Origin of the sequence: Wolbachia endosymbiont (group B) of Ennomos erosarius (genome assembly GCF_964026905.1) — a bacterium.
Lineage (GTDB): Bacteria > Pseudomonadota > Alphaproteobacteria > Rickettsiales > Anaplasmataceae > Wolbachia.
Genome location: NZ_OZ034708.1, coordinates 784,825 through 810,857 on the forward strand (window position 1 = coordinate 784,825; position 26,033 = coordinate 810,857).

Below are 26,033 nucleotides of genomic sequence, written 5' to 3' on the forward strand. Positions count from 1 at the left end.
TGAGGCATATATTATGAACATTGAACGTGCTGTGAGCTCTGGTTTTGCTGCATTGTCAGTATTACCTTTAAGAGATGTAGTAATTTTTCCAAATATAATGGTGCCTTTATTCATAGGCAGAGAAAAATCTGTTAATGCACTAGAGTATGCAATAAGTAGTAGTAGTCACCAAAATGAGATTTTTCTTGTAGCACAGAAAGATGGCTCTGTTGATAATCCAGAGCCAGAAGATCTTTATGAAGTAGGTGTGTTAGCAAACATTATACAACCATTAATAAAATTGCCTGACAATGCAGTAAAAGTTATAATCCGGGGGATAAGAAGGGGAAGAGTTGTAGAATATATTAGCTCTCATACTTTATTACAAGCCAGGGTAGAGTTAGACAATCATTATAAAGAAGATGAAGACAATATTGACTTAGAAGCTTTAAGGCGATCTGTTATAGACGCGTTCGATAGCTGGTGTAAGCTAAACAAGAAAAATCAGCCTGAAGTTGCCATTAACCCCATTGATCAAATCAAAGAAGTTGATCAACTTGTAGACACGGTAGCTTCACATTTAAATATAAAAGTATCGGATAAACAAAGCATACTTGAGGCTTATGACCCAAAAGAGCTTTTAAAAAAAGCTTTTGCTTTTATTGAGAGAGAAATAAGTATTTTGAACGCACAAAACCGTTTATATAAGACAATTAAATCGCAAGTTGAAAGCACTCAGAAAGTTTACTACCTTAACGAGCAATTGAAAGCTATACAGAAAGAATTAGGCGAATTTGAGAATGGTGATGAAGGGAATATACTCAATGAATTTGAAAAAAAGATAAATGAAACAAAGCTTTCTCAGGAAGCAAGAGAGAAAGCTATAACTGATTTGAAGAGATACAAGAAAATGAATCCCATTTCTCCTGAAGCTACAGTTATATCTAGTTACTTGCATTGGTTACTTGATTTGCCGTGGGGAAAGTACAAAGATGCAAAAATTAACTTAAATGCAGCTAAAAAAATCTTAGATGAAAATCATTATGGCATAGAGAAAGTAAAAGATAGAATAATAGAATTTTTAGCAGTATTAAAAAGAGTAAAAGAGATAAAAGGTCCTATACTTTGCTTAGTTGGACCGCCAGGTGTTGGTAAAACTTCTTTAGCTAAGTCTATGGCAAGAGCAGTAGGAAGAGATTTTGTTCGCATAGCTCTTGGTGGTGTGCGTGATGAGTCCGAGATACGAGGGCATAGGAAAACTTATATTGGCTCAATGCCTGGTAAAATCATTCAACACATGAAAAAAGCTAATTCATGCAACCCGCTTTTTCTGCTTGATGAAATAGATAAGATGGGTTCTGATTCGCGTGGCGATCCTGCATCTGCATTACTTGAGGTTTTAGATACTGAGCACAATAAACACTTTACGGATCATTACTTGGAAGTTGAGTTTGATCTTTCAAGTGTAATGTTTGTAGCTACGGCAAACAGCTTAAATTTGCCACATCCTTTGCGTGATAGGATGGAAATTATACAATTGTCCGGGTATACTGAAGATGAAAAAATCAGTATTGCTACACACCACCTTATTCCGAAGTTAAAGAAGGAGCATGGTTTGTATCAGAAGGAATGGGACATAACTAATGAGGCGTTATACGAGTTGATACGTTTATATACACGTGAAAGTGGTGTGCGGAGTATGGAAAGGGAGCTTGCAAAGCTCATGAGAAAGGCAGTTAAAGAAATATTGACTGATAAAAATAAGAAAATATCCGTAGGAGTTGACAATTTACAAGATTATTTAGGGGTACGTAAATATACCTTTGGTATTGCAGAAAATGAGAGTTTGGTGGGAATAGTAACTGGGCTTGCCTATACTGAAACAGGTGGTGATATTTTGATGATAGAATCAGTCCTAATTCCGGGCAAGGGAGAAATAAAATACACAGGAAAGCTTGGAGAGGTTATGCAAGAATCTATAAAAGCTGCGTATAGTTATATTCGATCAAATTGTTTATTTTTTGGTATAAAGCCCGAAAAATTCCAAAATAATGATATACATTTGCATGTACCTGAGGGTGCTGTACCAAAAGATGGCCCTTCTGCTGGCGGCGCGGTATGTACGTCTATTGTTTCTCTTATGACAAATATACCAGTTAACAAAAATGTTGCTATGACAGGCGAAGTGACATTGCGTGGTAGAGTTTTAGCTATCGGGGGCTTGAGAGAAAAATTGCTTGCAGCGCTCAGAGGATCAATCAAAACTGTGATTATACCAAGTGAAAATGAGAAAGATATGCAAGAGATTCCTGCAAGCATCAAAGAGGGGATCAACGTAGTTTTTGCTAAGAATATTGATGAAGTTATGAAAGTTGCTTTAATGCACCCTAATAACGCGAATTCTGGATTAAGGAAGGAAGAAAGTATAGGAAATAGAAGGCTTTTTGGATTTGATGGAATAGGAAATGAGAGTAGAAAAGATATGAACCAAAAAATTAACAGGGGATCTATGGCGAGTGTGTTCAATTTCTAGTCTATTTTTTAGGTAACCAAAAACAGTCTCAATGATAGACCTTTTTCTCAGTAAAATCTTCTCATTTAGCGAAATCAATGCATTTTTCATACCTTTTTTCACCTTGGTAACAAGTTTCAAACCTCGGTCAAACAGCTTCTGAAAAAGCTCTTTTGCAATATAACCTTTGTCACCAAACAAAAGGCCGGTTAATTTTTCCGTCAGATTTGGCACAGGTATCCTATCATCAACATTGCCTTTTGTTAGCGTAAGTGAATGAATTTCACCATTTTCATTGATTACCATATGTAATTTGAAACCAAAAAACCAGCCGTAAGTACTCTTGCTTAATTTTGCAATTCCAGCAAAAACTTTGTTTTGGATATTCTTTTTGCATGACAAACTGCAATGGGAGTTGTGTCTATATATGAAATTCCAGTGTTTTCTGACTGTCCACAAAGCCAATGCAACAACATTGCTAAATGCCACAAAACCCTAGGCTTTAGAGCAACAAACCTGGTATATGAAGGCAACTTTGGAAACTCTGATTTGTAGAGCAACGTTAGGTAATGTAGATAGAAAGTTTTGAAATTTTTACACGGAGATTGTTGATATAGCAGGATTATTGTCATGATTTCGGAGTACTCAATTTCCGTTGTTCTTGTGGGTTTTTTACCATTTGGCAGTAGTTTACCTGCAAAATTTTTCTCTATATCTCTGCAAAAATCATCGACCAAACAAAACAGTTTGTTATATCTTCCATGGTTAACCTCATCTATTAATCCAGAATTCGCGTTAATAGCAGCATTTCTGTCAGACATATAATCTATTTTGAATGTTCTGCTGCATCCTTTTTTGGTAGAACTTTTGTCTTTATATCGTATTTCTTACACAATTTATAAAGTTTGTGCCTATCGTATGCCCTATCTGCATATAATGCTTTTATTTTGTGCTGAAAATTAACTTCTTCAAGCAAATCGCAAGCTCCATAGTGGTCAGAGTAGAAGCCATTACTGTATCTTGCAGCTATAGCTTTTTTACTATTTACACTTAACATAACATGTAACTTTCTTACTTGCTCGTAGCTTCGGTACTTTCTATCTGCACTGTTTTCCTTACTGTGGCCAGGAGTGTTACTGTAAATGCTGATACTTGTGCTATCTATGATAATTTCAATATTTTCCATGTTGCTTTTATCAACCCTGCAATCATTTATCTTAATATTAAGTTTTTTAAACCTTCTTGATGCTTGTGAATAGCTGATAACTGCCAAATTTTTTCCTATTTGTTGCAGATATCCTTTTATAAACCCCACCGTTTGTCTTAAACCAATTCTAAAAAGATTGACAATTATATGCACCAAAATTACGACTTTATCACTGTAAATATAGTTGCCGCCCTGCATTTTTGGACTATTTTCATACCAATTTTCGATAGCTTCATCGATGTAACGAAAAATATTTCCCCTTTTTTCAAGGAATTTGTTATATTCGTTTTGGTTACTGACTTTCATTTTCTGTGGCATATTTTTTCTTCAACAGTTAAATGGTTATTTATAATGAATTTTGTCAGTAGCCACCAGATTTTTTCGGTTGCTATGCAACAAAGCCCGCTGGAATCTAGATTTTTTTCTATGGTCAAGCCATAGGATGACAAAAGAGTAAACTTTATCTGTGTGAGCTATATCTTATAACAATTCCAGACTAGATTATTTTCTTGCAGCGAATAAGTGGAAACTTTTCGCTTAACTATAGAGTAGAAGAGAGCTCACTAAAAAACTTTGCTAGCGTATCATCTTTAGGCCTATGGTATATATCGCTAGAAACTCCTGATTGAATAATTTTACCATTTTTCATTACGTAGATAAAATCTGCAACTTTCAATGCTTCTTGCGGGTCATGAGTTACCATTAGCACAGGGATATTTTTACTTCTAAAAAGGGACAATATATGTTGTCTTATTCGGCACTTGAGCAGTATATCTAAATTAGAAAATGGTTCATCTAACAACACAACATCAGGGTTTTGTGCCATCACTCTTGCTATTGCAACTAATTGTTGCTGTCCTCCAGATAAGGCGTTAGGGTACATATTTTCGTATTTTTCTATATTAAGTAACTTCAAAATTTCCAATGCAATTAGGTGCTTTTCTCTCTTGGAAGAGCTGCGGATAGCAAAGGTTATATTTTCTACTACTGTTTTATGAGGGAATAATGCAGAATGCTGAAAAATCAATCCGATATTTCTATGCTCTATAGTGACTGATGCCTTATTGCTTGCAACTAACCTATCATTTATAAAAATAGTTCCAGATTTTGGATTTTCTATCCCCGCAATTAATTTCAAAATTGTTGACTTGCCACAGCCAGAATGCCCCAATAAACATGCAACATTTCCTTTCTTTACTTTAATGTTTATATTGTTTAAAGCAAAGTCGTTTTGATTGTTATAGAAATAACCAATGTTGTTAACTAGCATTAATCTTACTTGAACCATGTTATTAAATATAATAGCATTATACTCAAGAAGTACAGAAATGTTTTTTGTCGTCATAAATTGGTTATGCAAGAAATCTAGAAAAGAAAGGATTTTTTGCTATAACTTTACATGAATGGTAGGAAACACGGGACTATAGCTCAGCAGGATAGAGCGTTGGACTCCTAATCCGAAGGTCGTGCGTTCGAATCGCACTAGTCCCACCACATTGCTTCACAAATTTCATGGAGATTTTTTTTCACAAATACACACACCTTTTTTTGCGGTTTTGAGATATAAATTCCCTTTAAGTTAATATGTATAGCTGGCCCAAGCAACACGTCATACCGCCGCGGTATCTCAGCTGCTAACACGTAGCGGAATGACGAGTTACTATACCGCCGCGGTATCTCTTAGCCGCTAACAAGTAGCGGGATGACGATTGTCGGTAAACCTAAGTTACTGTAGCTATAAAAGCTTTCACAATAACCTATTTTCCTTGAAACTAAAATAGCTACTGAATGTAATAATAATGTGATCTATTAATTCTATTCCTATACTTTGGCAAGCTTCTGCTAGTTGTCTAGTGAGAGATATATCGCTATTTGAAACGCGAATTCTGGATTAAGGAAGGAAGAAAGTATAGGAAATAGAAGGCTTTTTGGATTTGATGAAATAGGAAATGAGAGTAGAAAAGATATGAACCAAAAAATTAACAGGGGATCTATGGCGAGTGTGTTCAATTTCTAGTCTATTTTTTAGGTAACCAAAAACAGTCTCAATGATAGACCTTTTTCTCAGTAAAATCTTCTCATTTAGCGAAATCAATGCATTTTTCATACCTTTTTTCACCTTGGTAACAAGTTTCAAACCTCGGTCAAACAGCTTCTGAAAAAGCTCTTTTGCAATATAACCTTTGTCACCAAACAAAAGGCCGGTTAATTTTTCCGTCAGATTTGGCACAGGTATCCTATCATCAACATTGCCTTTTGTTAGCGTAAGTGAATGAATTTCACCATTTTCATTGATTACCATATGTAATTTGAAACCAAAAAACCAGCCGTAAGTACTCTTGCTTAATTTTGCAATTCCAGCAAAAACTTTGTTTTTGGATATTCTTTTTGCATGACAAACTGCAATGGGAGTTGTGTCTATATATGAAATTCCAGTGTTTTCTGACTGTCCACAAAGCCAATGCAACAACATTGCTAAATGCCACAAAACCCTAGGCTTTAGAGCAACAAACCTGGTATATGAAGGCAACTTTGGAAACTCTGATTTGTAGAGCAACGTTAGGTAATGTAGATAGAAAGTTTTGAAATTTTTACACGGAGATTGTTGATATAGCAGGATTATTGTCATGATTTCGGAGTGCTCAATTTCCGTTGTTCTTGTGGGTTTTTTACCATTTGGCAGTAGTTTACCTGCAAAATTTTTCTCTATATCTCTGCAAAAATCATCGACCAAACAAAACAGTTTGTTATATCTTCCATGGTTAACCTCATCTGTTTTTTTATAACTGCTGAGTTTACCCTGTTTTCTTGCCTTTTCTATTCTCCTTTAATCCAGAATTCGCGTTTGAAGGTTGTGTATCTCCGCTTGGATGATTGTGAGATATTACAATGGACGTTGAACCAATCAAAAGTGCGCGCTTGATGATCTCTCTGACATAAAGAGGAGTTTGATCTACTGTACCAATGTTTTGCAGGTCTTCCGCTATTAGACGATACTTTTTATTCATATAGATGACGCGAAAATTTTCCTTATTGAGGCTTCCTATACTTATTCTTAAATAATCAAGCAATTTTTCCCAGTTATCGATTATAGGCAGGTCTTTTATTTCTTCTCTTGCAGAACGAACAAAGGCTTGTTTTACACAAAAGATGGCAGATATCGCTGCATTGCTGACACCATCAACGTTTTGCAGTGCTTCCAACGCGAATTCTGGATTAAAGGAGAATAGAAAAGGCAAGAAAACAGGGTAAACTCAGCAGTTATAAAAAAACAGATGAGGTTAACCATGGAAGATATAACAAACTGTTTTGTTTGGTCGATGATTTTTGCAGAGATATAGAGAAAAATTTTGCAGGTAAACTACTGCCAAATGGTAAAAAACCCACAAGAACAACGGAAATTGAGCACTCCGAAATCATGACAATAATCCTGCTATATCAACAATCTCCGTGTAAAAATTTCAAAACTTTCTATCTACATTACCTAACGTTGCTCTACAAATCAGAGTTTCCAAAGTTGCCTTCATATACCAGGTTTGTTGCTCTAAAGCCTAGGGTTTTGTGGCATTTAGCAATGTTGTTGCATTGGCTTTGTGGACAGTCAGAAAACACTGGAATTTCATATATAGACACAACTCCCATTGCAGTTTGTCATGCAAAAAGAATATCCAAAAACAAAGTTTTTGCTGGAATTGCAAAATTAAGCAAGAGTACTTACGGCTGGTTTTTTGGTTTCAAATTACATATGGTAATCAATGAAAATGGTGAAATTCATTCACTTACGCTAACAAAAGGCAATGTTGATGATAGGATACCTGTGCCAAATCTGACGGAAAAATTAACCGGCCTTTTGTTTGGTGACAAAGGTTATATTGCAAAAGAGCTTTTTCAGAAGCTGTTTGACCGAGGTTTGAAACTTGTTACCAAGGTGAAAAAAGGTATGAAAAATGCATTGATTTCGCTAAATGAGAAGATTTTACTGAGAAAAAGGTCTATCATTGAGACTGTTTTTGGTTACCTAAAAAATAGACTAGAAATTGAACACACTCGCCATAGATCCCCTGTTAATTTTTTGGTTCATATCTTTTCTACTCTCATTTCCTATTCCATCAAATCCAAAAAGCCTTCTATTTCCTATACTTTCTTCCTTCCTTAATCCAGAATTCGCGTTATTAGGTTAATAAAATTATATGGACAAGATGGTGTAAAAGAGTGGAAAAAGAAAGCAATTTATGGAAAGAGATCTTACATAGAAGGATTTTTCTCAAGGTTGAAGCAAGTATTTGGATTTAGCTTTAGGAATAAATCTGAAGTAAATCGTGAAAAAGAATTACTAATTAAGTGCTATTTGCTCAACAAATTCACTGATATTGGTATGGCTAAATTTGAAATCATTACATAAATTTGTCGTAAACCATCACTGCTTAAGGTGCTATGCAACAAAGCCCGCTGGAATCCAGAAAAAAAAGAAAAATGGATCCCAGCTGGGATGACAACAAAAAAGAAGGAGTCTAAAATTCGGACACCGTATATCATTCATTTTAGACAATACTGTACTTTTTAAATCTAATTTAAAATTCACTCAGGTTAATAATAATTTAACTAATTACAATTAAAACAGCTAGAAGGTTAATTATGAGGCAAAACAAAAATTTTTGAATGGAACGACTTACTTAACAAGTGCTACGTTAAGGTAGATTGTTACATAAAAATACTGCTTTTATGGTGTGAGGCTAGAGGTTTGTAAAGTAGTTAGAAGGTTGTCATCCCAGTGTTAGCTACTTGGATTTGGCACTGAGGAAATCCAATGTAGTAGTAAACCTTACTTATTTAGTTATACTAGAAACAAAACAGAAAAATGCTCAAACGTAGCGGTCCAAAAAAATTAAAGTCTATAATTGAAAATTACGCATTAAAATGCATGAAAAATAAGATTAGCAAAAATGAAATACGTCTGATTTTAAACTGGCGAAATATAGTAGGGAAAGAAATAGCAGAGTGTACAAAACCGAAAAAGATCTCATATGCACAGAATATAAATTCGGGTGTATTGCATCTGGTAGTAACAAATGGCAGTAAAGCATTAGAAATTCAGCATATGATTTCTCTTATAATAGAAAAAATTACGATATTTTTTGGCTACAAAGCAGTATATGGTATAAAAATTAAGCAAGAGAGTATTGACTATTTGACTATATAAGGTAATCTAAGTACATAGAATAATTTGGTATATTGAAGTGAGTAGAGTTTGTGAATTAACAAATAGAAAAAAATCTTTTGGTAATAAGGTATCACATTCGAATCGTAAAACAAAGCGTACCTTTCTTTTAAATTTACATAAGGTTACGTTAACAAGTGATCTATTGAATAAAAAGTTTAGATTTCGTGTGGCAACAAGAACTTTGAGAACTATAGATTACAAAGGTGATTTAGATGCTTTTTTGCTCAACACAAGAACGATTAAACTAAGTGAGAAAGCGCAGAAGATAAAAAGAAGGTTGAAAAAAGTTTTAGTAAAGCAAGAGGTAGAGTTAGCCGTTTCAGATGCATAGCAAACCTCAATGGCTCAGAGCAAAAGCTCCGACCGGTGAAGTATTCAATGAAACTTTAAACATCGTTAAACTGCATAACTTACATACGGTATGTGAAGAAGCTGCATGTCCAAATATTGGTGAATGTTGGAATAAACGTCATGCTACTGTGATGATTCTTGGTTCTGTTTGCACTCGTGCTTGTGCATTTTGCAACGTTGCAACTGGCATTCCTGATAAACTAGACCCTCATGAACCAGAAAATTTAGCAAAAGCGATAAAAAAGTTAAACTTAAAACATGTTGTCATTACCTCTGTTGATCGTGATGATTTGCCAGATGGTGGCGCAAATCAGTTTATAAAGTGCATAGAAGAAATTAGAAAGATAACTTCAGAAACAACAATAGAGATTTTAACTCCTGATTTTTTAAATAAGAAAGGAGCATTTGAAGCAATTGCTGTTGCATCACCTGATGTCTATAACCACAATATTGAAACAGTGCCGAGATTGTATGCAAAAATAAGACCACGAGCTCGCTATTTTCATTCACTATATTTACTGAAGATGGTAAAGCAGATTAATCCTAAAGTTTTCACAAAGTCAGGGCTTATGGTTGGTCTTGGAGAAAAAAAAGAGGAAATACTTCAGGTTATGGACGATTTGCGCAGTGCTGAAGTTGATTTTATTACAATTGGTCAATATCTACAACCAACTCCAAAACATGCAAAACTTGATAGGTATGTTACCCCAGAAGAGTTTGAGCATTATAAATACATTGCTTACTCCAAAGGTTTCTTAGTGGTTGCATCAAGCCCACTAACTCGGTCATCATACCACGCTGAAGAAGATTTTAACAGGCTCAAGGCCTGTCGTTAATATTTATGTTAATTCAAATTAATTTTTACTATAAACGCGAATTCTGGATTAAAGGAGAATAGAAAAGGCAAGAAAACAGGGTAAACTCAGCAGTTATAAAAAAACAGATGAGGTTAACCATGGAAGATATAACAAACTGTTTTGTTTGGTCGATGATTTTTGCAGAGATATAGAGAAAAATTTTGCAGGTAAACTACTGCCAAATGGTAAAAAACCCACAAGAACAACGGAAATTGAGCACTCCGAAATCATGACAATAATCCTGCTATATCAACAATCTCCGTGTAAAAATTTCAAAACTTTCTATCTACATTACCTAACGTTGCTCTACAAATCAGAGTTTCCAAAGTTGCCTTCATATACCAGGTTTGTTGCTCTAAAGCCTAGGGTTTTGTGGCATTTAGCAATGTTGTTGCATTGGCTTTGTGGACAGTCAGAAAACACTGGAATTTCATATATAGACACAACTCCCATTGCAGTTTGTCATGCAAAAAGAATATCCAAAACAAAGTTTTTGCTGGAATTGCAAAATTAAGCAAGAGTACTTACGGCTGGTTTTTTGGTTTCAAATTACATATGGTAATCAATGAAAATGGTGAAATTCATTCACTTACGCTAACAAAAGGCAATGTTGATGATAGGATACCTGTGCCAAATCTGACGGAAAAATTAACCGGCCTTTTGTTTGGTGACAAAGGTTATATTGCAAAAGAGCTTTTTCAGAAGCTGTTTGACCGAGGTTTGAAACTTGTTACCAAGGTGAAAAAAGGTATGAAAAATGCATTGATTTCGCTAAATGAGAAGATTTTACTGAGAAAAAGGTCTATCATTGAGACTGTTTTTGGTTACCTAAAAAATAGACTAGAAATTGAACACACTCGCCATAGATCCCCTGTTAATTTTTTGGTTCATATCTTTTCTACTCTCATTTCCTATTCCATCAAATCCAAAAAGCCTTCTATTTCCTATACTTTCTTCCTTCCTTAATCCAGAATTCGCGTTTGAAACATAAAAAACATAGCTCTAGTATGACCCTTCAGTGTTGTTATGTTAAGGTAATACTGTTTATGGTAGTTACTGAGGCTATTAAACGTCTCTCTAAATTTGTTTATTCGCCTGCATCTCGCTGAATCGTTCAATTCTTGAATTACTTCACTGCTTATATCATTAGGACTATTATGCATTTCTCTACCACCACTATTAATCAGTACATTAATGTTATATTAATATTTATCAAGAAATCAATAGAAATATTTAAAAAAAATAGATTAGTCTTAGCATTAAGTATTAGAGGGTTTGAGATCTCTGTGAAAAGAACTACAAGCAGAGTACGTGTATAAGCCTGTTTTGATTAAAAAACAATTGCAGAATTGTTTAATCAATTTTAACTCTCTCCGGCCAATCTTTCTGCTTCATTACGTGAAATTAATGCCTCAATAAATTCATCTAGTTCACCTTCTTTTATAATCTGCTCTAGCCGATGTGAAGTTAGATTAATTCTATGATCTGTTATTCTTGATTGTGGAAAGTTATATGTTCTTATGCGCTCGGAGCGATCCCCAGAGCCAATCTGACTTTTTCTCATTGTTGACCTTTCCATTTCTTTTTTTTGTCTTTCAATTTCGTATAGCCTTGCCCTCAATACTTTGAGCGCTTTAGCTTTATTTTTGTGCTGCGATTTTTCATCTTGCTGTATTACAACTATTCCTGTTGGTAAATGAGTAACTCTTACAGCACTGTCAGTTGTATTCACTGACTGCCCTCCAGGGCCACTGGATCTATAAACATCTATGCGTAAGTCTTTTTCTTCTATTTTAAAGTCAACCTCTTCTACTTCAGGTAATATCGCAACAGTAGCGGCAGAGGTATGCAACCTTCCTGAGGATTCAGTTTCTGGCACTCTCTGTACTCTGTGCACCCCTGATTCAAATTTCAACCTTGCAAAAACTTCTGTTCCATTAATGAGTGCAGAAGCTTCCTTATAGCCACCTATACCTGTATTAGAAATGCTTATTGGCTCGAACTTCCAATTTCTTCTTTCTGCATATTTTTGATACATACGAAATAACATTGCTGCAAATAATGCTGCTTCTTCTCCGCCTGTACCTGCTCTAATTTCTAATATTGCATTTCTTGAGTCATCTTCATCTTTGGGCAATAATGCTAACTTTAATTTTGCTTTTATTTTTGGTAATAATACCTTGTGCTTTTCGAAGAATTCTTCTTTTGCTAACTCTTTTATATCACCTTCGCTGTTTTCATCTTTCATTATTTCTTCTAAGTCTGAAATTTCCTCTTTCAGCGTGTTATATTCATCAATTATCTTGATTATTGGCCTGAGCTCAGAGTATTCCTTTGAAAGGGTAATGAATTCTTTTTGACTTAAATTGGTAGGATTTTCCAAATTCCTCTCTATATCATTAAATTTTTTCTTTAAGTCTTGTAAATTATTTTCCATATCCATATAGCACAGATCTAGCTAAGTAATATATACTGAAATAAAAAATTTCTTATATCAAGCAATAACACTATAATATACCTACTACCTTCTAGTTGAATATAATGGCAAAACAGATAACATCAAACTGCAATTTCATATTTGGAGCTTCGGACATAAAAACATTACCAGATGAATCGGCTCCAGAGATTGCGTTTGCTGGTAGATCAAATGTAGGAAAATCCAGTCTGATCAACTTACTGATAAACAGCAAAAAAGCTGCCAGAGTTTCCTCTAAACCTGGATGCACTAGACAAATAAATTTTTACTCTATGTACAATGATAAGTTCAGGCTTGTTGATCTACCAGGGTATGGTTATTCTCATGCAGGTAAGGAGGAAATTATACAATATTTAAACTTAATTGAGTATTATCTAATTCAAAGAAGAAATCTAAGAAGAGTGTTTGTGTTGATAGATAGCAAGGTAGGATTAAAAGAAATAGACAAAGACTTCATTTATTGGTTAATATATAATAACATTAACTTTAACATTGTACTAACAAAAATAGATAAAGTAAGTCAAAAAAGCTTAGGTGCTGTTATAGAAGATATTCAAAAATGGATTAATAATGAGAATGTGTCAATTCATCAAATGAGCATCCGTGTTAAGCATAAAATAACCAAGGTAAGAGATGAGTTTTTCAAGTTTACAAGATAAAAAATGAAGAGTAGTGAATTTTTAAAGGGTGAGGTATCATTTGAACAAAAAGCAGAAATATTACTTGAAGTGCTATCTAACATACCTAGCTTTGTAGGCGAGACTTTTGTCATTAAATGCGGTGGTACAATAATCTTAGATGAAACACTATTTAATACTTTTGTGCATAATGTTGTCTTGTTGAAGCAGCTTGGTATAAATCCGGTAATAATTCATGACGGAGAATATGAAATTAACTCGGTGTTAAAAGTGCTGGGTATGGACAGTAAATTTGTGAATGGTATCAGACTTACAGACAAAGACACTATGAAAATCATTGAAATGGCACTGTGTGGTTCAGTTAATAAAAAAATTGTTCAGCATATAAATTCTGCTGGTGGTTCAGCTATTGGATTATGTGGAAAAGATGGTCACTTAATTAAAGCCGAAAAAATAACCGCTACGCTTAGAGAAGATAGATCAAATAATATCGAAAAGATATTAGACATGGGGTTCATCGGTAGACCCACTGAAATCAATCCTGATATATTATTTTTTATTGAAGAATCAGATTTTATACCAGTTATTGCACCAATTGGTCATGGAAAAGATGGGGAAACATATCATATTGATGCCGATAGCACTGCAAGCGCAATCGCAATCGCAGTTTCTGCATCTAAAATGATAATCTTGAGTGACACAGATGAAGAAATAGATAAAATTGGTGGCAGGAAGATATCTGTTAAAAATTTAAATGCATCGATTGATTGTGGGAAAATTAAAGGGGAAAAATTTATTGAAAGGCTTATGGCATACGTTAAAATGGCGGAGGAATGTGCTGGAGTTGTTCACATAGTTGATGGTAGAATACCTAACATTATGCTTGATTTATTTACTGAGAGTAATTCAAGCATATCGATTGTGAGTGATTTATAGCTATACTGCTTGCAACTACACGAATACCAAGAGGGTGTCATTCAAGTAGCTGACACTGGAATGACAGCAATCTACGTCATACCGCGATTCATTCGCGGTATCTCTAGATCCCGCTAACAAGTAGCGGGATGATGGTTGTCAGGGTGTCATCCCAGCGCCCTTATGATGTCATCCCAGTGCCCAGATACTGGGATCCAGAAGACTTAATTTCAACCAAGTGGCTGCATAATAAGGACTAGATTCCAGACTGGAATGACATCATAGACGCGAATTCTGGATTAAGGAAGGAAGAAAGTATAGGAAATAGAAGGCTTTTTGGATTTGATGGAATAGGAAATGAGAGTAGAAAAGATATGAACCAAAAAATTAACAGGGGATCTATGGCGAGTGTGTTCAATTTCTAGTCTATTTTTTAGGTAACCAAAAACAGTCTCAATGATAGACCTTTTTCTCAGTAAAATCTTCTCATTTAGCGAAATCAATGCATTTTTCATACCTTTTTTCACCTTGGTAACAAGTTTCAAACCTCGGTCAAACAGCTTCTGAAAAAGCTCTTTTGCAATATAACCTTTGTCACCAAACAAAAGGCCGGTTAATTTTTCCGTCAGATTTGGCACAGGTATCCTATCATCAACATTGCCTTTTGTTAACGCGAATTCTGGATTAAAGGAGAATAGAAAAGGCAAGAAAACAGGGTAAACTCAGCAGTTATAAAAAAACAGATGAGGTTAACCATGGAAGATATAACAAACTGTTTTGTTTGGTCGATGATTTTTGCAGAGATATAGAGAAAAATTTTGCAGGTAAACTACTGCCAAATGGTAAAAAACCCACAAGAACAATGGAAATTGAGCACTCCGAAATCATGACAATAATCCTGCTATATCAACAATCTCCGTGTAAAAATTTCAAAACTTTCTATCTACATTACCTAACGTTGCTCTACAAATCAGAGTTTCCAAAGTTGCCTTCATATACCAGGTTTGTTGCTCTAAAGCCTAGGGTTTTGTGGCATTTAGCAATGTTGTTGCATTGGCTTTGTGGACAGTCAGAAAACACTGGAATTTCATATATAGACACAACTCCCATTGCAGTTTGTCATGCAAAAAGAATATCCAAAAACAAAGTTTTTGCTGGAATTGCAAAATTAAGCAAGAGTACTTACGGCTGGTTTTTTGGTTTCAAATTACATATGGTAATCAATGAAAATGGTGAAATTCATTCACTTACGCTAACAAAAGGCAATGTTGATGATAGGATACCTGTGCCAAATCTGACGGAAAAATTAACCGGCCTTTTGTTTGGTGACAAAGGTTATATTGCAAAAGAGCTTTTTCAGAAGCTGTTTGACCGAGGTTTGAAACTTGTTACCAAGGTGAAGAAAGGTATGAAAAATGCATTGATTTCGCTAAATGAGAAGATTTTACTGAGAAAAAGGTCTATCATTGAGACTGTTTTTGGTTACCTAAAAAATAGACTAGAAATTGAACACACTCGCCATAGATCCCCTGTTAATTTTTTGGTTCATATCTTTTCTACTCTCATTTCCTATTCCATCAAATCCAAAAAGCCTTCTATTTCCTATACTTTCTTCCTTCCTTAATCCAGAATTCGCGTCATAGGGGCACTGGGATGACAAAAAAAGGAGCACTGAACTTGTCAAGGAATTTTATGGCCTAGCGTCACGCGCTGGAATGACATCATTTACGATGTAACATTTATCACTTTTGCAGATACAATTTACATGCTATAATTGAGTCTTCATAGATGGTAAATTGGAGTGCAAAGAAGTAAAATTAAAGTAGAAATAAAAAGATTATCACACGGAGAAGACTTGTCTCTTCCATGTTATGCAACTACGCAGAGTGCTGGCATGGATCTTTATGCTGCATTGAATGATTCTGCTGTTTTAAATCCACTTGAAAGATTACTTGTTCCAACTGGAATTGTGATTGCAATACCAAACGGTTTTGAGGGGCAAATCCGCCCACGTTCTGGTCTTGCTGCAAAACATGGAATCACTGTCTTAAATTCTCCGGGCACTATAGACTCTGATTATCGAGGTGAAGTTAAAATTTGTCTAATTAATCTAAGTAATCAGCCATACGAAATAAAAAGAGGAGATAGAATCGCACAAATCCTTATTTCTCCTGTATCTCAGGTAATTTGGGATGACAGAGAAGAATTCTGCGCAGAAGAAACCGGTCGCAATGCAGGGGGCTTTGGCTCAAGCGGCAGGTAGCTTACGAAAAAGCTTGACTATGACAGTTCTTTTATACACAATTTAAGCATATTAATATTTTATTAAATGAAGTCGTTTATGCTAACTTTCAAAAATCATTGTGGCCAGCTCCACAAAGCAAACACTGTATTTGTTGCATTTACTGCTATATACGTTATAGGTGGATTAGCAATACTTTCAACACCGCTTTGGAGGCCTTCAACTTGCAAGCTAGCAGCTTTTGCAGCTACACCACTTGGAATGGGCGTTTTAGCATTTGTTGCTGCTGCGCTGACTTATTTAGCAATATATGCTATCAGCAAAAATAACGAAATAATCTGAGTTGAAAGCTCTGAAGGTTATTAAGGATGGGTTGCTAGTAACAGAAGACGCATTTAGGGAAATTGCAAGGAATAACCAAGTTAAAGATGAAGAAGGTAAGGTAGAAAAGGATAAATATTATATAGACTTCAGCTTAGAAGGCAAGAACTACCGTATTATTGTTGATATTGATCAGCTTACCAAGACGCTAGGCAATACTTTACTCTTCAAGATAGATTCACTAAAAGAGAAAAACGATGAAGGTAAGTTCGAGACAGTAAATGAAACAAAGTGGAGTAAAACATTAGGTTTAGACAAAAAGGGTGCTGAAGAGGTTAACACTTATTTAGGCCAACTTATTTCTGTTGAACAAGTTGCTTCTCAACAACAAGGAAAATAGACAGTATGGCCAAGTGAAGTAAAAGAGGCAGGCTAAGTCTGCCTCTTTATTTTTTTAGTTCAAACGACATTATTCATTATGGAAATTGCCTTAACTTTTATATAGTTGTGAGAAGCTGCTAAGGATTTTTATTTAATTTAACTGCATCTTTTGCCTTATCCAATAACCCATTAATAAAGCCAATTTCGCTTGGTTTATCAAGTAAATCAGATGCAATGTTAGTATATTCATTAATGACAACTGGAACTGGCGTATCGCAATTAATCAACTCACATATTGCAACACGCAAAATAGATAAGCTTATAAGATTTAACCGTGAAAGGGACCAGCTTGGGTGTAAGTAAGACTCTATTATTTTATCATATTCTTCACTGTTTTTTATAACCTTATATAACAAGTTTTCTAAGAACTGATGTTCAAATTCTTCACATTCAAATATATCTCTCAACTTACTTATGTAGTCCTTAAGCTCACAATTTTCCAGTTTAAAAGTGCTTTTGTTGTAACCTACGAAAATATTTGAATAAGCAATTTGTACAGCAAGAAATCTTGCCGTGCTTCTTTTTATGCGCCACTTTTTATCTACTGGTTTTTCCTCCATTATTTTAATTTATTGTGTAAATCTATCATACGCAAAACAGTTGAGGCTGCATGGCCACCAACGTTCTTTTTGTTTTTGTCAGCTCTAACTAGTGCTTTATCTTTGCTGTTAGCGGTAATTACGCCCATACCAAGGGGCATTGCATAATGCATAATAACTTCATTTAAGCCTTCGATTACTCCTTTACAAACATATTGATAGTGATCGGTTTCACCGCGAATCACGCACCCAAGAGCTAAATAACCGTCATAATTATCATTCTTGCTTTTGACTGCAAAAAGAATTGTAGCTGGTATCTCAAATGCACCAGGGACTTCAATTATCTCATAATCAACATTGTTTCCTTTGAATTTATCAATTGCACCCTCAAGCAAAAGGTTCGCTATTTCAGTATAATAAATTGAATTAACTATTAGTATTTTCGACATTCACTACCACTTTTTTCGTTAAAAACAACTTTATTAATGATTGTTGAATTAAAGTTATAATATTACTAAATATCCAATATATTACCAGGCCAGCAGGAAAAGAAGAAAAAATAAAGACAAAAATGTAAGGTACAAACTTCATAGCATTTACTTGAGTGTTATCTTTGCTAGTTTGATCTTTCTCATTTAGCTTCTGCTGAATTATCACAGTAATACCAAAAATTATAGGCAAAATACCTATAGAAATAGGGAAATTGTAATTAAACAACCCAAATAATGTAAAAATGTTCGTTGGATCAGGAGCTGAAAGATCTTTAATCCATAAATAAAAAGGGGCGTGTCTCATCTCTATAGTAACAAATAACACTTTATATAGAGCAAAAAATACCGGCATTGGTATTAGCGCAGGAAAGATGTTTGACATTAGACTTACATTATTTTTCTTGTATAATGCAGTTATTTCCTTACTCTGCTTTAAACTATCACTTTTATACAGCTCCTTTATACGAGCTACTTCAGGATGCAGGCTTTTCATCTTAAGTGTCGAAATATGTGATCTATTAGATAAGGGAAGCATCAAAAGTTTGATTACTAAAGTCAGCAATAATATTGCTAAGCCAAAATTTTTTAAAACGAAGTTAAAATATTCAAGCAGTAAAAACACTGGCTTGGTTATAAAATAAAGAACACCAAAATCTACAGCTTTATCAAATAAAGGTATATTGAGAGTATCCTTATAAGAATCCAGTAAATTCAACTTTTTTGCTCCAGCAAAAAAATAATTCACATTAGAAATGCTTGCACCAGGAAGTATGCTCTTGTAAGGTTTGACAAAATCTACTTGGAATTTATCAGTATTATTAACGTTTGTGTGTTTAATGCTTACATTTATTTTATCGGATTTCTCAGGTATGATGGCTGTAAGCCAGTATTTATCAGCAAAACCAAACCAATTTCTTTCACTCGTGCTTGCTTTTACTAAATGTTTTTTGGAAATATCCTTATATTTCCACTCCTCTAGTTTATTATCAAATGCACCCAGTACTCCTTCATGGGATATCCAATAAGATTCGTTGATATTGTCACGTTTACGGTTAATTTTACCATAAGGAACCAAAACTACATTATCTTTTGTGTTATTTTCAACAATCTGCTCAATTTTAAACATGTAGTTATCGTCAAGGCTAATTTTCATTTTAAACACAATGCCATTCTCATTGTCCCAAAATAAATTAACTACTTTTTGATTAGTCAGTTCAGCCCCATCAGCTTGCCAGACTGTCTTAGAATCTGGAACTTTAATTTTGTTATTCGGATCGAGCCACCCAAATTCTGCGAAATATATATCTTTTGATTCTGCGGGTGACAGTAACACCACTTGTGGAGAAGAAGAACTCGGTTCTAAGTGGTAATTAGTTAAAATTAAGTCATCAAACCTTGCACCTTTCAGAGAAATTGATCCTTTAATCATGTTATTGGTTAAACTAACCCTCTGTTCTCGAGTAGAATTAATAATTTCAGAACGATTTTGGTGTATTATAGGAGCAAGGTCGTTAAAAGATTCGATATGTTCAATATTTTCAATCAATGGCTGATTTTGGTTTGCACTAAAAAAATTATCATAAATAATACGCCAAAATACCATGATCAACATGGAAAGGATAGCTGCTAAAATTAAACTTTTTGCTTCTGACATGAAATTAAATCAAACATATCTTCTTAAAGTGTATACTAAATATTGTACTAAAACAATGAAATTTACTTATTTTTAATAATAACTTTTAACGCTGATCTTTAAAATTTATTTTAATAGCTTCAAATTTTGACAATATGAACGCGGTGAAAAATCTAGTTATTTGGTTGCTAATAATAGCCACTACTGCAATGCTTATTGATTCACAAAGGGACAAACTAAGCGACAGATTTCTCAGTACTTTTTTACCATATAAAGGAAGAATTCAAAATAGCGGTCAGAATAGTGGAAGTATTGAATTTACGAAGTCATATGATGGACACTTTTATATTCAGGCTCAAGTCAATGATAGCAATATAACGTTTTTGCTTGATACTGGAGCAACCGATATTGTTCTATCACAAAAAGACGCATTACATGCTGGTATTAACTTACAAAACGTTCAGGATTTTAAAATATATGAAACTGCGAAAGGTCAAATAAAAGCTGGAGTGGTCCAAATACCTCAAGTTAAAATAGGAAATTTTTTGATTAATGATGTACAGGCAAGCGTTAACACTCATTCTATGTCTTATTCACTACTTGGAATGAGCTTTTTAAGGTATTTTCATTTCACTATAAGAGATAATAAGTTGATATTATACCGCGACTAAACACTTCTACAATCTGCTTATCAAAGCTCTGTAGGTTAATATAGGAGCAGAAATAAATATTGCAGAACAAGTGCCAATCAAAATACCAAAAAAAATGATCAAGCTGAAGTCTTTCACTTCATCTGTGCAGATTAATGCCAAAGGAAGAGCAGCAAGAAGGGTTGTACCCGAGGTTAATATAGTGCGAAATAATGTAGCGTTGATACTTGCATCTACTATCTCACTCATCCGCCCACTTTTACCACTCTTGCAATACTCTCGAATTCGATCGTATATAATTACTGAGTTATTGATTGAATAACCAATGACAGTGAGGAGAGCTGCAACTGATGAAATATTAAACTCAATGCCAGTTAGGCTAATAAAACCAACAGTTAAAATCACGTCATGAATCAGTGCTGTTATTCCACTGAATCCACATTGCCAATTAAATCTAAACCAAACGTAAAAAAATATTCCAACAATCGCGATCAACATGGATAACATTCCTTCAAATATTTGTGTTGAGCTTATTTGTGGGCCAACATAGTCTATTTTACGATAGCTTATTGAGCTCCCCAGCTTTTCTTCTAGTATGCTTTTTATCTTTTTGATTTTATTTTCATCTCCTTCATCTTTAAAACGCATGACTAAATTGTCACCCGCTTTTGAACTCTGCACTGTAAAACCATTTCCTTTTAATGCATCGAGAATAGAGTGATTCTCATCTGAAGATTTTATCTCTATCAAAATTCCGCCTGCAAAGTCTATGCCTAAGTTCACTCCACGCAGCACAACAGTGAACATTGAAAAGATGATAAGAATAATGCTAATTAATGCAGTCAAATCCCTATATTTACTAAACTTGATATTGAGGTTATCTGGAATGAGTCTAAGTGCCATGCTATTTACTTAAAGTAATCACTTGAATTTTATATACTTTTCAAAAAATTCACTAGTTTATTCTGTGGTTGTTTAACTATGTAAATTTTTCTGTCAGTTGATTCTTGTCTGTCAATTAAGTTCTATCTAGTGCAAACTTTGCAATTTTGAAGTACATTACAAGAGCAAAATACCGCCAATTTGGCCCATCTATTTTATCTCTGCAAGCTTATCCCCCCCTTGCTATGTTAGCAACGCAACCTAAGCTAGGTTCCTTCATAGCAGTGTTAGATACACTGCCATACCTTTCAAAACTTTCATGCTCTATAGCTTCCTCAACACTTTTTCCCCCAAAAAGACAGTTTTCCCCTAAACTTTTTCCCTTATTTTTTAACTTGTTAAGCCTTGCTCTATTTTCCTCATCAATCTCTACTTTTATTTTATTGCTGCCTTTCTCACTAGGACTTAGATAAATACTTATCTCTCCTACCTCAGTGGTAAAAGACATTTCAATACCACCTTTTGAGACATCCATGTAATTTCTTTTTCCCCCTATTTCTTCTACATTTTCAACTCTTACTATACTTTCTCCAATTTTGAGTATGCCAACTCTTAAATTTAAGCCTTTGGCTTTTTCATTGTTTAGGATTTCTGCAACTTCAACAATACTATCTTGCGAGTATTCTATACAAAAATATCCATTATCCTTGTCTACTCCTAATACATTTTGAGTCTGCTTGCTTTTGTTTACAATACTTTCATATGCTAAATTATTAAGTCCTAAAATATTTTTATTCCTTTGACTTAAAATCTCTTTTTCTCTGTAAATACAATTTACATAATCATCGTACCTCTCTTTAGTAAATTTATTTAAAGTTGCACCCTCCGATATTACTTGTAATATCTTTTTCTCCTCTAGAAACGCGAATTCTGGATTAAGGAAGGAAGAAAGTATAGGAAATAGAAGGCTTTTTGGATTTGATGGAATAGGAAATGAGAGTAGAAAAGATATGAACCAAAAAATTAACAGGGGATCTATGGCGAGTGTGTTCAATTTCTAGTCTATTTTTTAGGTAACCAAAAACAGTCTCAATGATAGACCTTTTTCTCAGTAAAATCTTCTCATTTAGCGAAATCAATGCATTTTTCATACCTTTTTTCACCTTGGTAACAAGTTTCAAACCTCGGTCAAACAGCTTCTGAAAAAGCTCTTTTGCAATATAACCTTTGTCACCAAACAAAAGGCCGGTTAATTTTTCCGTCAGATTTGGCACAGGTATCCTATCATCAACATTGCCTTTTGTTAGCGTAAGTGAATGAATTTCACCATTTTCATTGATTACCATATGTAATTTGAAACCAAAAAACCAGCCGTAAGTACTCTTGCTTAATTTTGCAATTCCAGCAAAAACTTTGTTTTTGGATATTCTTTTTGCATGACAAACTGCAATGGGAGTTGTGTCTATATATGAAATTCCAGTGTTTTCTGACTGTCCACAAAGCCAATGCAACAACATTGCTAAATGCCACAAAACCCTAGGCTTTAGAGCAACAAACCTGGTATATGAAGGCAACTTTGGAAACTCTGATTTGTAGAGCAACGTTAGGTAATGTAGATAGAAAGTTTTGAAATTTTTACACGGAGATTGTTGATATAGCAGGATTATTGTCATGATTTCGGAGTGCTCAATTTCCGTTGTTCTTGTGGGTTTTTTACCATTTGGCAGTAGTTTACCTGCAAAATTTTTCTCTATATCTCTGCAAAAATCATCGACCAAACAAAACAGTTTGTTATATCTTCCATGGTTAACCTCATCTGTTTTTTTATAACTGCTGAGTTTACCCTGTTTTCTTGCCTTTTCTATTCTCCTTTAATCCAGAATTCGCGTCTTAAGCAGTGTAATCAATATGGCATAAAAACGAAAATTCCTCCGAAAAACAACGCAGCAGAGCATCCAAAATTGGATTATATGCTTGATAGAAATGCCGCTATTCAGTTAATGAAATTACATGGTGAGAATGGTATAAAAAGATGGAAAGAAGAAGTAAATTACGGAAAAAGATCGTATATTGAAGAATTTTTCTCAAGGTTGAAGCGAATATTTGGGTTTAGTTTTAAGAATAAATCTGAGACAAATAGAGAGAAGGAACTACTTATTAAATGCTACTTAATGAACAAATTTACTGCAATTGGTATGCCTAAATTTGAAATAGTCGCATAAAATTATTTACTCTGGAAAAAAAACTTACGTTGCTATGCAACAAAGCCATCCCAGTGTCGGCTACTTGGATGACACCCTCTTGGATGAAAACCAGTGTCCGCTGCTTGCATAGCATTTATCTACCAAAACAATGGTCATGCAAGAGGCTTAATGACTTTGCTTGGATGTTTGATATAATTTAAATTGTAAGGTCTAAAGAATACTAGCATGAATGAAGTGATAACATTTGGTTGTCGTCTAAATTTTTACGAGAGTGAGTTAATCAAAGAAGCATTAAAAAAAGCAAAGAGAGAAAATGTTGTTGTGGTGCACAGCTGTGCAGTGACAAACGAAGTAGAACGTCAAGTAAAGCAAAAAATACGTAAGATCTATAAAAATGACCCAAGTAAAGAAATTATCGTAGTTGGCTGTGCTGTTCAGTTGGATCCTGAATCGTATAGTGATATTCCTGGTGTAAGTAAAGTGCTCGGTAATCAAGATAAGCTAAAAGCTGAAAGTTACTTACTAAATGATGATAAAATCTTAGTCAGTGATAACCAAGTAAACAAGTCAGAACCTGTTCTAATTAATGGATTTGAAGATAAATCAAGGGCATTTATTGAAATTCAAAATGGTTGTAATCATAGCTGCACATTTTGCTCAATTACTGAGGCAAGAGGGAATAATCGATCTGTGCCAATAAACAGTATTATAGAGCAAATCAGGATCTTTATAGAAAATGGATATCAAGAAGTAGTGTTTACAGGTGTTGATATTACTGACTTTGGTACAGATTTGTTGGGTAAGCCATCACTTGGTTCAATGATTAGGAGAGTTTTAAAAGATATACCAGAGTTGAAGAGACTAAGACTTTCCTCTATCGATGTTGCTGAAGTTGACGACGAATTAATGGATTTAATAGCTAATGAGTCAAGACTTATGCCTCATTTACATTTGAGTCTACAATCTGGTAATAATTTAATACTAAAGAGAATGAAGCGTCGTCACAACAGAGAACAAGTGATAGAATTTTGTCATAAAATGAAGAGCTTGAGGCCTAATATAGCATTTGGCGCTGATATTATTGCTGGATTTCCAACAGAAACTGATGAAATGTTTCAGGATACAGTTGATTTACTGAGAAAAACAAATATAGTTTACCTACATGCTTTTCCATATTCAGAGCGGAAGAATACACCTGCTGCACGAATGCCACAAGTACCAGAGAATGTGCGTAAAGAACGAGTAAAAAATTTAAGAGAAATGAATAGAGAAATGATGAGTAGCTTTTATCAATCTTTGATAGGCACTGAACAAAGTGTTCTGGTTGAGCAAAATCATATCGGTAGAACAGAAAATTTTGCATTAGTAAAGCTTGAATCAAAAGCTCAAGCCAAGAGTATTGTGAAAGTTAATGTTAAAAGAGTGGAAAATAATTATCTAATCGGAAGTATCTTACCTTAATTTTTTGTACATTAAAGAAATATATGATATAGTAGTTATACTATAAATGATAATTATGGGTTCATTTGTGATAACTAAAATATCTATTGCTTTATTTTTAATTTTCATTCCATGTGTCTATTTTTTTATTACTTATATTAGTAATAGTACACACATTGAGCAAGTACAACCCTTAAAATTAGAAACAGACAATAATGAAAGTGTAATACGTTCTGAAGAGGTTACTGAAAAAGAAATACTAATAAATGATTTAAAATATCAAGAACTTGAAAGTAGTCCTATTAAGCAACCTTCTATTCTCCAAGTAGCTGATCAGAAAAATATGTGGTCACGTATTGCAGATCAAGCTGAGCCTACAAAAGAAAAATCAAAAAAACTTGATTTTTATGTTAGCGCTAACGGTGGTAAGGTATACCATGATAATTCAGAAACATTTGTAAAGGGTATACAAGAAATAGGGAAAAGAGTCCTAACTTTAGTTGAAAGTCATTATGGTTTTATAATAAAAAATATAGCGGCAAATGAAATTAAAAGTATACAGCAATTTGATGGTAAAATTGATTTCCAGTGGCTTAACAGCATATCTTTAGGTTACTATGCTGGAGAAAATGGCCGAGTTGATTTTGAAGCCATGTATTCTAGAGTCAATATTGAAGATAGTACTTCTCCTCTGGTATTTGATAAATCAGCAAGTATATTTGCGTTTTTGTTAAACTTCTATTATAATCCCAGCGTTCAGGATACACAATTTGCTCCGTACATCGGTCTTGGCATAGGGCCAACAGTTTTTAGATTAAAAAGGATTAATGGGTCACCCCAAAATTCAATGCCACTCAATGTTCCTTGGTTTGCTTATCAAATAAAACTTGGTGTTGATTATTCAATAATCCCAGAAGTCAAAACCTTTCTCGGCTATCGTTACTTTAGCATTCCGATACCTGTTGCAGATGACATATCTACTCACAATATTGAAGTTGGTTTGATATTTAATTTTCAGTAATGATTTAATATAT

Annotated in this window: 30 protein-coding genes, 1 tRNA gene and 2 pseudogenes; 18 read left to right on the top strand and 15 right to left on the bottom strand. The window is 34.2% G+C overall.

Annotation, left to right across the window (positions count from 1 at the left end):
* Positions 1-13: 13 nt before the first annotated feature.
* On the top strand, positions 14-2,512 hold the full coding sequence (gene lon, locus AAGD95_RS04080; protein WP_341818277.1) for an endopeptidase La: 2,499 nt from the start codon (positions 14-16) through the stop codon (positions 2,510-2,512).
* On the opposite strand, the pseudogene AAGD95_RS04085 reads toward lon, so the two are convergent.
* The 3 genes and pseudogenes from AAGD95_RS04085 to AAGD95_RS04095 all read right to left on the bottom strand — a co-directional run.
* Positions 2,393-3,270: pseudogene (locus tag AAGD95_RS04085) on the bottom strand (IS982 family transposase); the annotation flags it as partial. The gene lon and the pseudogene AAGD95_RS04085 overlap by 120 nt on opposite strands.
* Before the next feature lie 47 nt (positions 3,271-3,317).
* Entirely contained in the window at positions 3,318-4,016 is a 699-nt protein-coding gene (locus AAGD95_RS04090; RefSeq protein ID WP_341818189.1) for a transposase, read from the bottom strand.
* 223 nt (positions 4,017-4,239) lie between these two features.
* Positions 4,240-4,968 (bottom strand): ABC transporter ATP-binding protein, encoded by a 729-nt coding sequence (locus tag AAGD95_RS04095; protein WP_265034347.1) that lies wholly within the window; start codon positions 4,966-4,968, stop codon positions 4,240-4,242.
* Between the two features lie 147 nt (positions 4,969-5,115).
* Here AAGD95_RS04095 and AAGD95_RS04100 point away from each other — a divergent pair.
* Positions 5,116-5,192, top strand: a tRNA-Arg gene (locus AAGD95_RS04100).
* 253 nt (positions 5,193-5,445) lie between these two features.
* Here the strand turns inward: AAGD95_RS04100 and AAGD95_RS04105 are convergent.
* From AAGD95_RS04105 to AAGD95_RS04120, 4 genes are read right to left on the bottom strand one after another with little or no spacing between them, the layout of a single operon-like run.
* Entirely contained in the window at positions 5,446-5,583 is a 138-nt protein-coding gene (locus tag AAGD95_RS04105; protein WP_341818833.1) for a JAB domain-containing protein, read from the bottom strand.
* 6 nt (positions 5,584-5,589) lie between these two features.
* Entirely contained in the window at positions 5,590-6,441 is an 852-nt protein-coding gene (locus AAGD95_RS04110; protein ID WP_410542095.1) for an IS982 family transposase, read from the bottom strand.
* A gap of 52 nt (positions 6,442-6,493) precedes the next feature.
* Entirely contained in the window at positions 6,494-6,901 is a 408-nt protein-coding gene (locus tag AAGD95_RS04115; protein WP_341818279.1) for a RadC family protein, read from the bottom strand.
* A complete protein-coding gene (locus AAGD95_RS04120) occupies positions 6,838-6,987 on the bottom strand; it encodes a hypothetical protein (protein WP_341818280.1) in 150 nt (49 codons plus the stop codon). Before AAGD95_RS04120 ends, AAGD95_RS04115 begins: the two co-directional genes overlap by 64 nt.
* A gap of 15 nt (positions 6,988-7,002) precedes the next feature.
* On the opposite strand from AAGD95_RS04120, the gene AAGD95_RS04125 reads away from it, so the two are divergent.
* The 6 genes and pseudogenes from AAGD95_RS04125 (at position 7,003) to AAGD95_RS04150 (ending at position 11,093) form a co-directional block, all read left to right on the top strand.
* On the top strand, positions 7,003-7,854 hold the full coding sequence (locus tag AAGD95_RS04125) for an IS982 family transposase (protein ID WP_410542088.1): 852 nt from the start codon (positions 7,003-7,005) through the stop codon (positions 7,852-7,854).
* Between the two features lie 114 nt (positions 7,855-7,968).
* Positions 7,969-8,100 (top strand): hypothetical protein, encoded by a 132-nt coding sequence (locus tag AAGD95_RS04130; protein WP_265015624.1) that lies wholly within the window; start codon positions 7,969-7,971, stop codon positions 8,098-8,100.
* A 456-nt stretch (positions 8,101-8,556) separates the two neighbouring features.
* The gene (locus AAGD95_RS04135) at positions 8,557-8,898 is read left to right on the top strand and encodes a DUF721 domain-containing protein (protein WP_010082513.1); all 342 of its coding nucleotides are present in this window, start codon (positions 8,557-8,559) and stop codon (positions 8,896-8,898) included.
* Between the two features lie 37 nt (positions 8,899-8,935).
* A complete protein-coding gene (gene rpmB, locus AAGD95_RS04140; protein WP_265025513.1) occupies positions 8,936-9,250 on the top strand; it encodes a 50S ribosomal protein L28 in 315 nt (104 codons plus the stop codon).
* Complete coding sequence (gene lipA / locus AAGD95_RS04145; RefSeq protein ID WP_265025512.1) at positions 9,243-10,106, top strand: lipoyl synthase; 864 nt, start codon at positions 9,243-9,245, stop codon at positions 10,104-10,106. Before rpmB ends, lipA begins: the two co-directional genes overlap by 8 nt.
* Before the next feature lie 136 nt (positions 10,107-10,242).
* Positions 10,243-11,093 (top strand): annotated as a pseudogene (locus AAGD95_RS04150) (IS982 family transposase).
* 397 nt (positions 11,094-11,490) lie between these two features.
* Here AAGD95_RS04150 and prfA read toward each other — a convergent pair.
* Entirely contained in the window at positions 11,491-12,570 is a 1,080-nt protein-coding gene (gene prfA, locus AAGD95_RS04155; RefSeq protein WP_007548640.1) for a peptide chain release factor 1, read from the bottom strand.
* 98 nt (positions 12,571-12,668) lie between these two features.
* Here prfA and yihA point away from each other — a divergent pair, with 98 nt between their 5' ends.
* Both yihA and argB read left to right on the top strand, forming a co-directional pair.
* On the top strand, positions 12,669-13,262 hold the full coding sequence (gene yihA / locus AAGD95_RS04160; RefSeq protein WP_015588868.1) for a ribosome biogenesis GTP-binding protein YihA/YsxC: 594 nt from the start codon (positions 12,669-12,671) through the stop codon (positions 13,260-13,262).
* A 3-nt stretch (positions 13,263-13,265) separates the two neighbouring features.
* The gene (gene argB, locus AAGD95_RS04165; RefSeq protein ID WP_341818281.1) at positions 13,266-14,177 is read left to right on the top strand and encodes an acetylglutamate kinase; all 912 of its coding nucleotides are present in this window, start codon (positions 13,266-13,268) and stop codon (positions 14,175-14,177) included.
* Between the two features lie 278 nt (positions 14,178-14,455).
* Here the strand turns inward: argB and AAGD95_RS04170 are convergent, their stop codons facing one another.
* Positions 14,456-14,863, bottom strand: coding sequence for a transposase (locus tag AAGD95_RS04170; protein WP_341818282.1), 408 nt, complete (start codon positions 14,861-14,863; stop codon positions 14,456-14,458).
* 65 nt (positions 14,864-14,928) lie between these two features.
* Here AAGD95_RS04170 and AAGD95_RS04175 point away from each other — a divergent pair, with 65 nt between their 5' ends.
* The 4 genes from AAGD95_RS04175 (at position 14,929) to AAGD95_RS04190 (ending at position 17,119) form a co-directional block, all read left to right on the top strand.
* Positions 14,929-15,780, top strand: coding sequence for an IS982 family transposase (locus tag AAGD95_RS04175; protein ID WP_410542089.1), 852 nt, complete (start codon positions 14,929-14,931; stop codon positions 15,778-15,780).
* Between the two features lie 177 nt (positions 15,781-15,957).
* On the top strand, positions 15,958-16,419 hold the full coding sequence (gene dut / locus AAGD95_RS04180; protein WP_006279458.1) for a dUTP diphosphatase: 462 nt from the start codon (positions 15,958-15,960) through the stop codon (positions 16,417-16,419).
* Positions 16,420-16,497: 78 nt separating this feature from the next.
* The gene (locus tag AAGD95_RS04185) at positions 16,498-16,740 is read left to right on the top strand and encodes a hypothetical protein (RefSeq protein WP_341818283.1); all 243 of its coding nucleotides are present in this window, start codon (positions 16,498-16,500) and stop codon (positions 16,738-16,740) included.
* Positions 16,741-16,771: 31 nt separating this feature from the next.
* Positions 16,772-17,119, top strand: coding sequence for a hypothetical protein (locus AAGD95_RS04190; RefSeq protein ID WP_341818284.1), 348 nt, complete (start codon positions 16,772-16,774; stop codon positions 17,117-17,119).
* 118 nt (positions 17,120-17,237) lie between these two features.
* Here AAGD95_RS04190 and nusB read toward each other — a convergent pair whose 3' ends face one another.
* Genes nusB through yidC form a run of 3 tightly spaced genes read right to left on the bottom strand, consistent with a single transcriptional unit; the run spans position 17,238 to position 19,844 of the window.
* Positions 17,238-17,720 (bottom strand): transcription antitermination factor NusB, encoded by a 483-nt coding sequence (gene nusB / locus AAGD95_RS04195; RefSeq protein ID WP_182366495.1) that lies wholly within the window; start codon positions 17,718-17,720, stop codon positions 17,238-17,240.
* Positions 17,720-18,148 (bottom strand): 6,7-dimethyl-8-ribityllumazine synthase, encoded by a 429-nt coding sequence (locus AAGD95_RS04200; RefSeq protein WP_341818285.1) that lies wholly within the window; start codon positions 18,146-18,148, stop codon positions 17,720-17,722. The genes nusB and AAGD95_RS04200 overlap by 1 nt, the downstream gene beginning before the upstream one ends.
* A complete protein-coding gene (yidC, locus tag AAGD95_RS04205) occupies positions 18,126-19,844 on the bottom strand; it encodes a membrane protein insertase YidC (RefSeq protein ID WP_341818286.1) in 1,719 nt (572 codons plus the stop codon). Before yidC ends, AAGD95_RS04200 begins: the two co-directional genes overlap by 23 nt.
* A 134-nt stretch (positions 19,845-19,978) precedes the next feature.
* On the opposite strand from yidC, the gene AAGD95_RS04210 reads away from it, so the two are divergent.
* The gene (locus tag AAGD95_RS04210; protein WP_341818287.1) at positions 19,979-20,494 is read left to right on the top strand and encodes a TIGR02281 family clan AA aspartic protease; all 516 of its coding nucleotides are present in this window, start codon (positions 19,979-19,981) and stop codon (positions 20,492-20,494) included.
* A 6-nt stretch (positions 20,495-20,500) separates the two neighbouring features.
* Here AAGD95_RS04210 and secF read toward each other — a convergent pair whose 3' ends face one another.
* The 3 genes from secF to AAGD95_RS04225 form a co-directional block, all read right to left on the bottom strand.
* Positions 20,501-21,376, bottom strand: a complete 876-nt coding sequence (secF, locus tag AAGD95_RS04215; protein WP_341818288.1) for a protein translocase subunit SecF — start codon at positions 21,374-21,376, stop codon at positions 20,501-20,503.
* Positions 21,377-21,584: 208 nt separating this feature from the next.
* Positions 21,585-22,409: a hypothetical protein gene (locus AAGD95_RS04220; RefSeq protein WP_341818290.1), complete on the bottom strand. Its 825-nt coding sequence runs from the start codon at positions 22,407-22,409 to the stop codon at positions 21,585-21,587.
* The gene (locus tag AAGD95_RS04225; RefSeq protein WP_410542088.1) at positions 22,291-23,142 is read right to left on the bottom strand and encodes an IS982 family transposase; all 852 of its coding nucleotides are present in this window, start codon (positions 23,140-23,142) and stop codon (positions 22,291-22,293) included. The genes AAGD95_RS04220 and AAGD95_RS04225 overlap by 119 nt, the downstream gene beginning before the upstream one ends.
* A 15-nt stretch (positions 23,143-23,157) precedes the next feature.
* Here AAGD95_RS04225 and AAGD95_RS04230 point away from each other — a divergent pair, with 15 nt between their 5' ends.
* The 3 genes from AAGD95_RS04230 (at position 23,158) to AAGD95_RS04240 (ending at position 26,020) form a co-directional block, all read left to right on the top strand.
* Positions 23,158-23,577, top strand: a complete 420-nt coding sequence (locus AAGD95_RS04230) for a transposase (protein WP_341818291.1) — start codon at positions 23,158-23,160, stop codon at positions 23,575-23,577.
* 207 nt (positions 23,578-23,784) lie between these two features.
* Positions 23,785-25,020 (top strand): tRNA (N(6)-L-threonylcarbamoyladenosine(37)-C(2))-methylthiotransferase MtaB, encoded by a 1,236-nt coding sequence (mtaB, locus tag AAGD95_RS04235; RefSeq protein WP_341818292.1) that lies wholly within the window; start codon positions 23,785-23,787, stop codon positions 25,018-25,020.
* Between the two features lie 67 nt (positions 25,021-25,087).
* Positions 25,088-26,020, top strand: coding sequence for an outer membrane protein (locus tag AAGD95_RS04240; RefSeq protein WP_341818834.1), 933 nt, complete (start codon positions 25,088-25,090; stop codon positions 26,018-26,020).
* Positions 26,021-26,033: the final 13 nt, after the last annotated feature.

Excerpts from the sequence above, each read along its gene's own strand:
- AAGD95_RS04120 (WP_341818280.1), bottom strand. The coding sequence starts at position 6,987 with ATGGTTAACCTCATCTGTTTTTTTATAACTGCTGAGTTTACCCTGTTT.
- nusB (WP_182366495.1), bottom strand. The coding sequence starts at position 17,720 with ATGGAGGAAAAACCAGTAGATAAAAAGTGGCGCATAAAAAGAAGCACG.
- AAGD95_RS04135 (WP_010082513.1), top strand. The coding sequence starts at position 8,557 with ATGCTCAAACGTAGCGGTCCAAAAAAATTAAAGTCTATAATTGAAAAT.
- AAGD95_RS04095 (WP_265034347.1), bottom strand. The coding sequence starts at position 4,968 with ATGCTAGTTAACAACATTGGTTATTTCTATAACAATCAAAACGACTTT.
- yidC (WP_341818286.1), bottom strand. The coding sequence starts at position 19,844 with ATGTCAGAAGCAAAAAGTTTAATTTTAGCAGCTATCCTTTCCATGTTG.
- AAGD95_RS04200 (WP_341818285.1), bottom strand. The coding sequence starts at position 18,148 with ATGTCGAAAATACTAATAGTTAATTCAATTTATTATACTGAAATAGCG.
- argB (WP_341818281.1), top strand. The coding sequence starts at position 13,266 with ATGAAGAGTAGTGAATTTTTAAAGGGTGAGGTATCATTTGAACAAAAA.
- AAGD95_RS04185 (WP_341818283.1), top strand. The coding sequence starts at position 16,498 with ATGCTAACTTTCAAAAATCATTGTGGCCAGCTCCACAAAGCAAACACT.
- prfA (WP_007548640.1), bottom strand. The coding sequence starts at position 12,570 with ATGGATATGGAAAATAATTTACAAGACTTAAAGAAAAAATTTAATGAT.
- yihA (WP_015588868.1), top strand. The coding sequence starts at position 12,669 with ATGGCAAAACAGATAACATCAAACTGCAATTTCATATTTGGAGCTTCG.
- lipA (WP_265025512.1), top strand. The coding sequence starts at position 9,243 with ATGCATAGCAAACCTCAATGGCTCAGAGCAAAAGCTCCGACCGGTGAA.
- secF (WP_341818288.1), bottom strand. The coding sequence starts at position 21,376 with ATGGCACTTAGACTCATTCCAGATAACCTCAATATCAAGTTTAGTAAA.
- mtaB (WP_341818292.1), top strand. The coding sequence starts at position 23,785 with ATGAATGAAGTGATAACATTTGGTTGTCGTCTAAATTTTTACGAGAGT.
- AAGD95_RS04090 (WP_341818189.1), bottom strand. The coding sequence starts at position 4,016 with ATGCCACAGAAAATGAAAGTCAGTAACCAAAACGAATATAACAAATTC.
- AAGD95_RS04210 (WP_341818287.1), top strand. The coding sequence starts at position 19,979 with ATGAACGCGGTGAAAAATCTAGTTATTTGGTTGCTAATAATAGCCACT.
- AAGD95_RS04230 (WP_341818291.1), top strand. The coding sequence starts at position 23,158 with ATGGTTAACCTCATCTGTTTTTTTATAACTGCTGAGTTTACCCTGTTT.
- lon (WP_341818277.1), top strand. The coding sequence starts at position 14 with ATGAACATTGAACGTGCTGTGAGCTCTGGTTTTGCTGCATTGTCAGTA.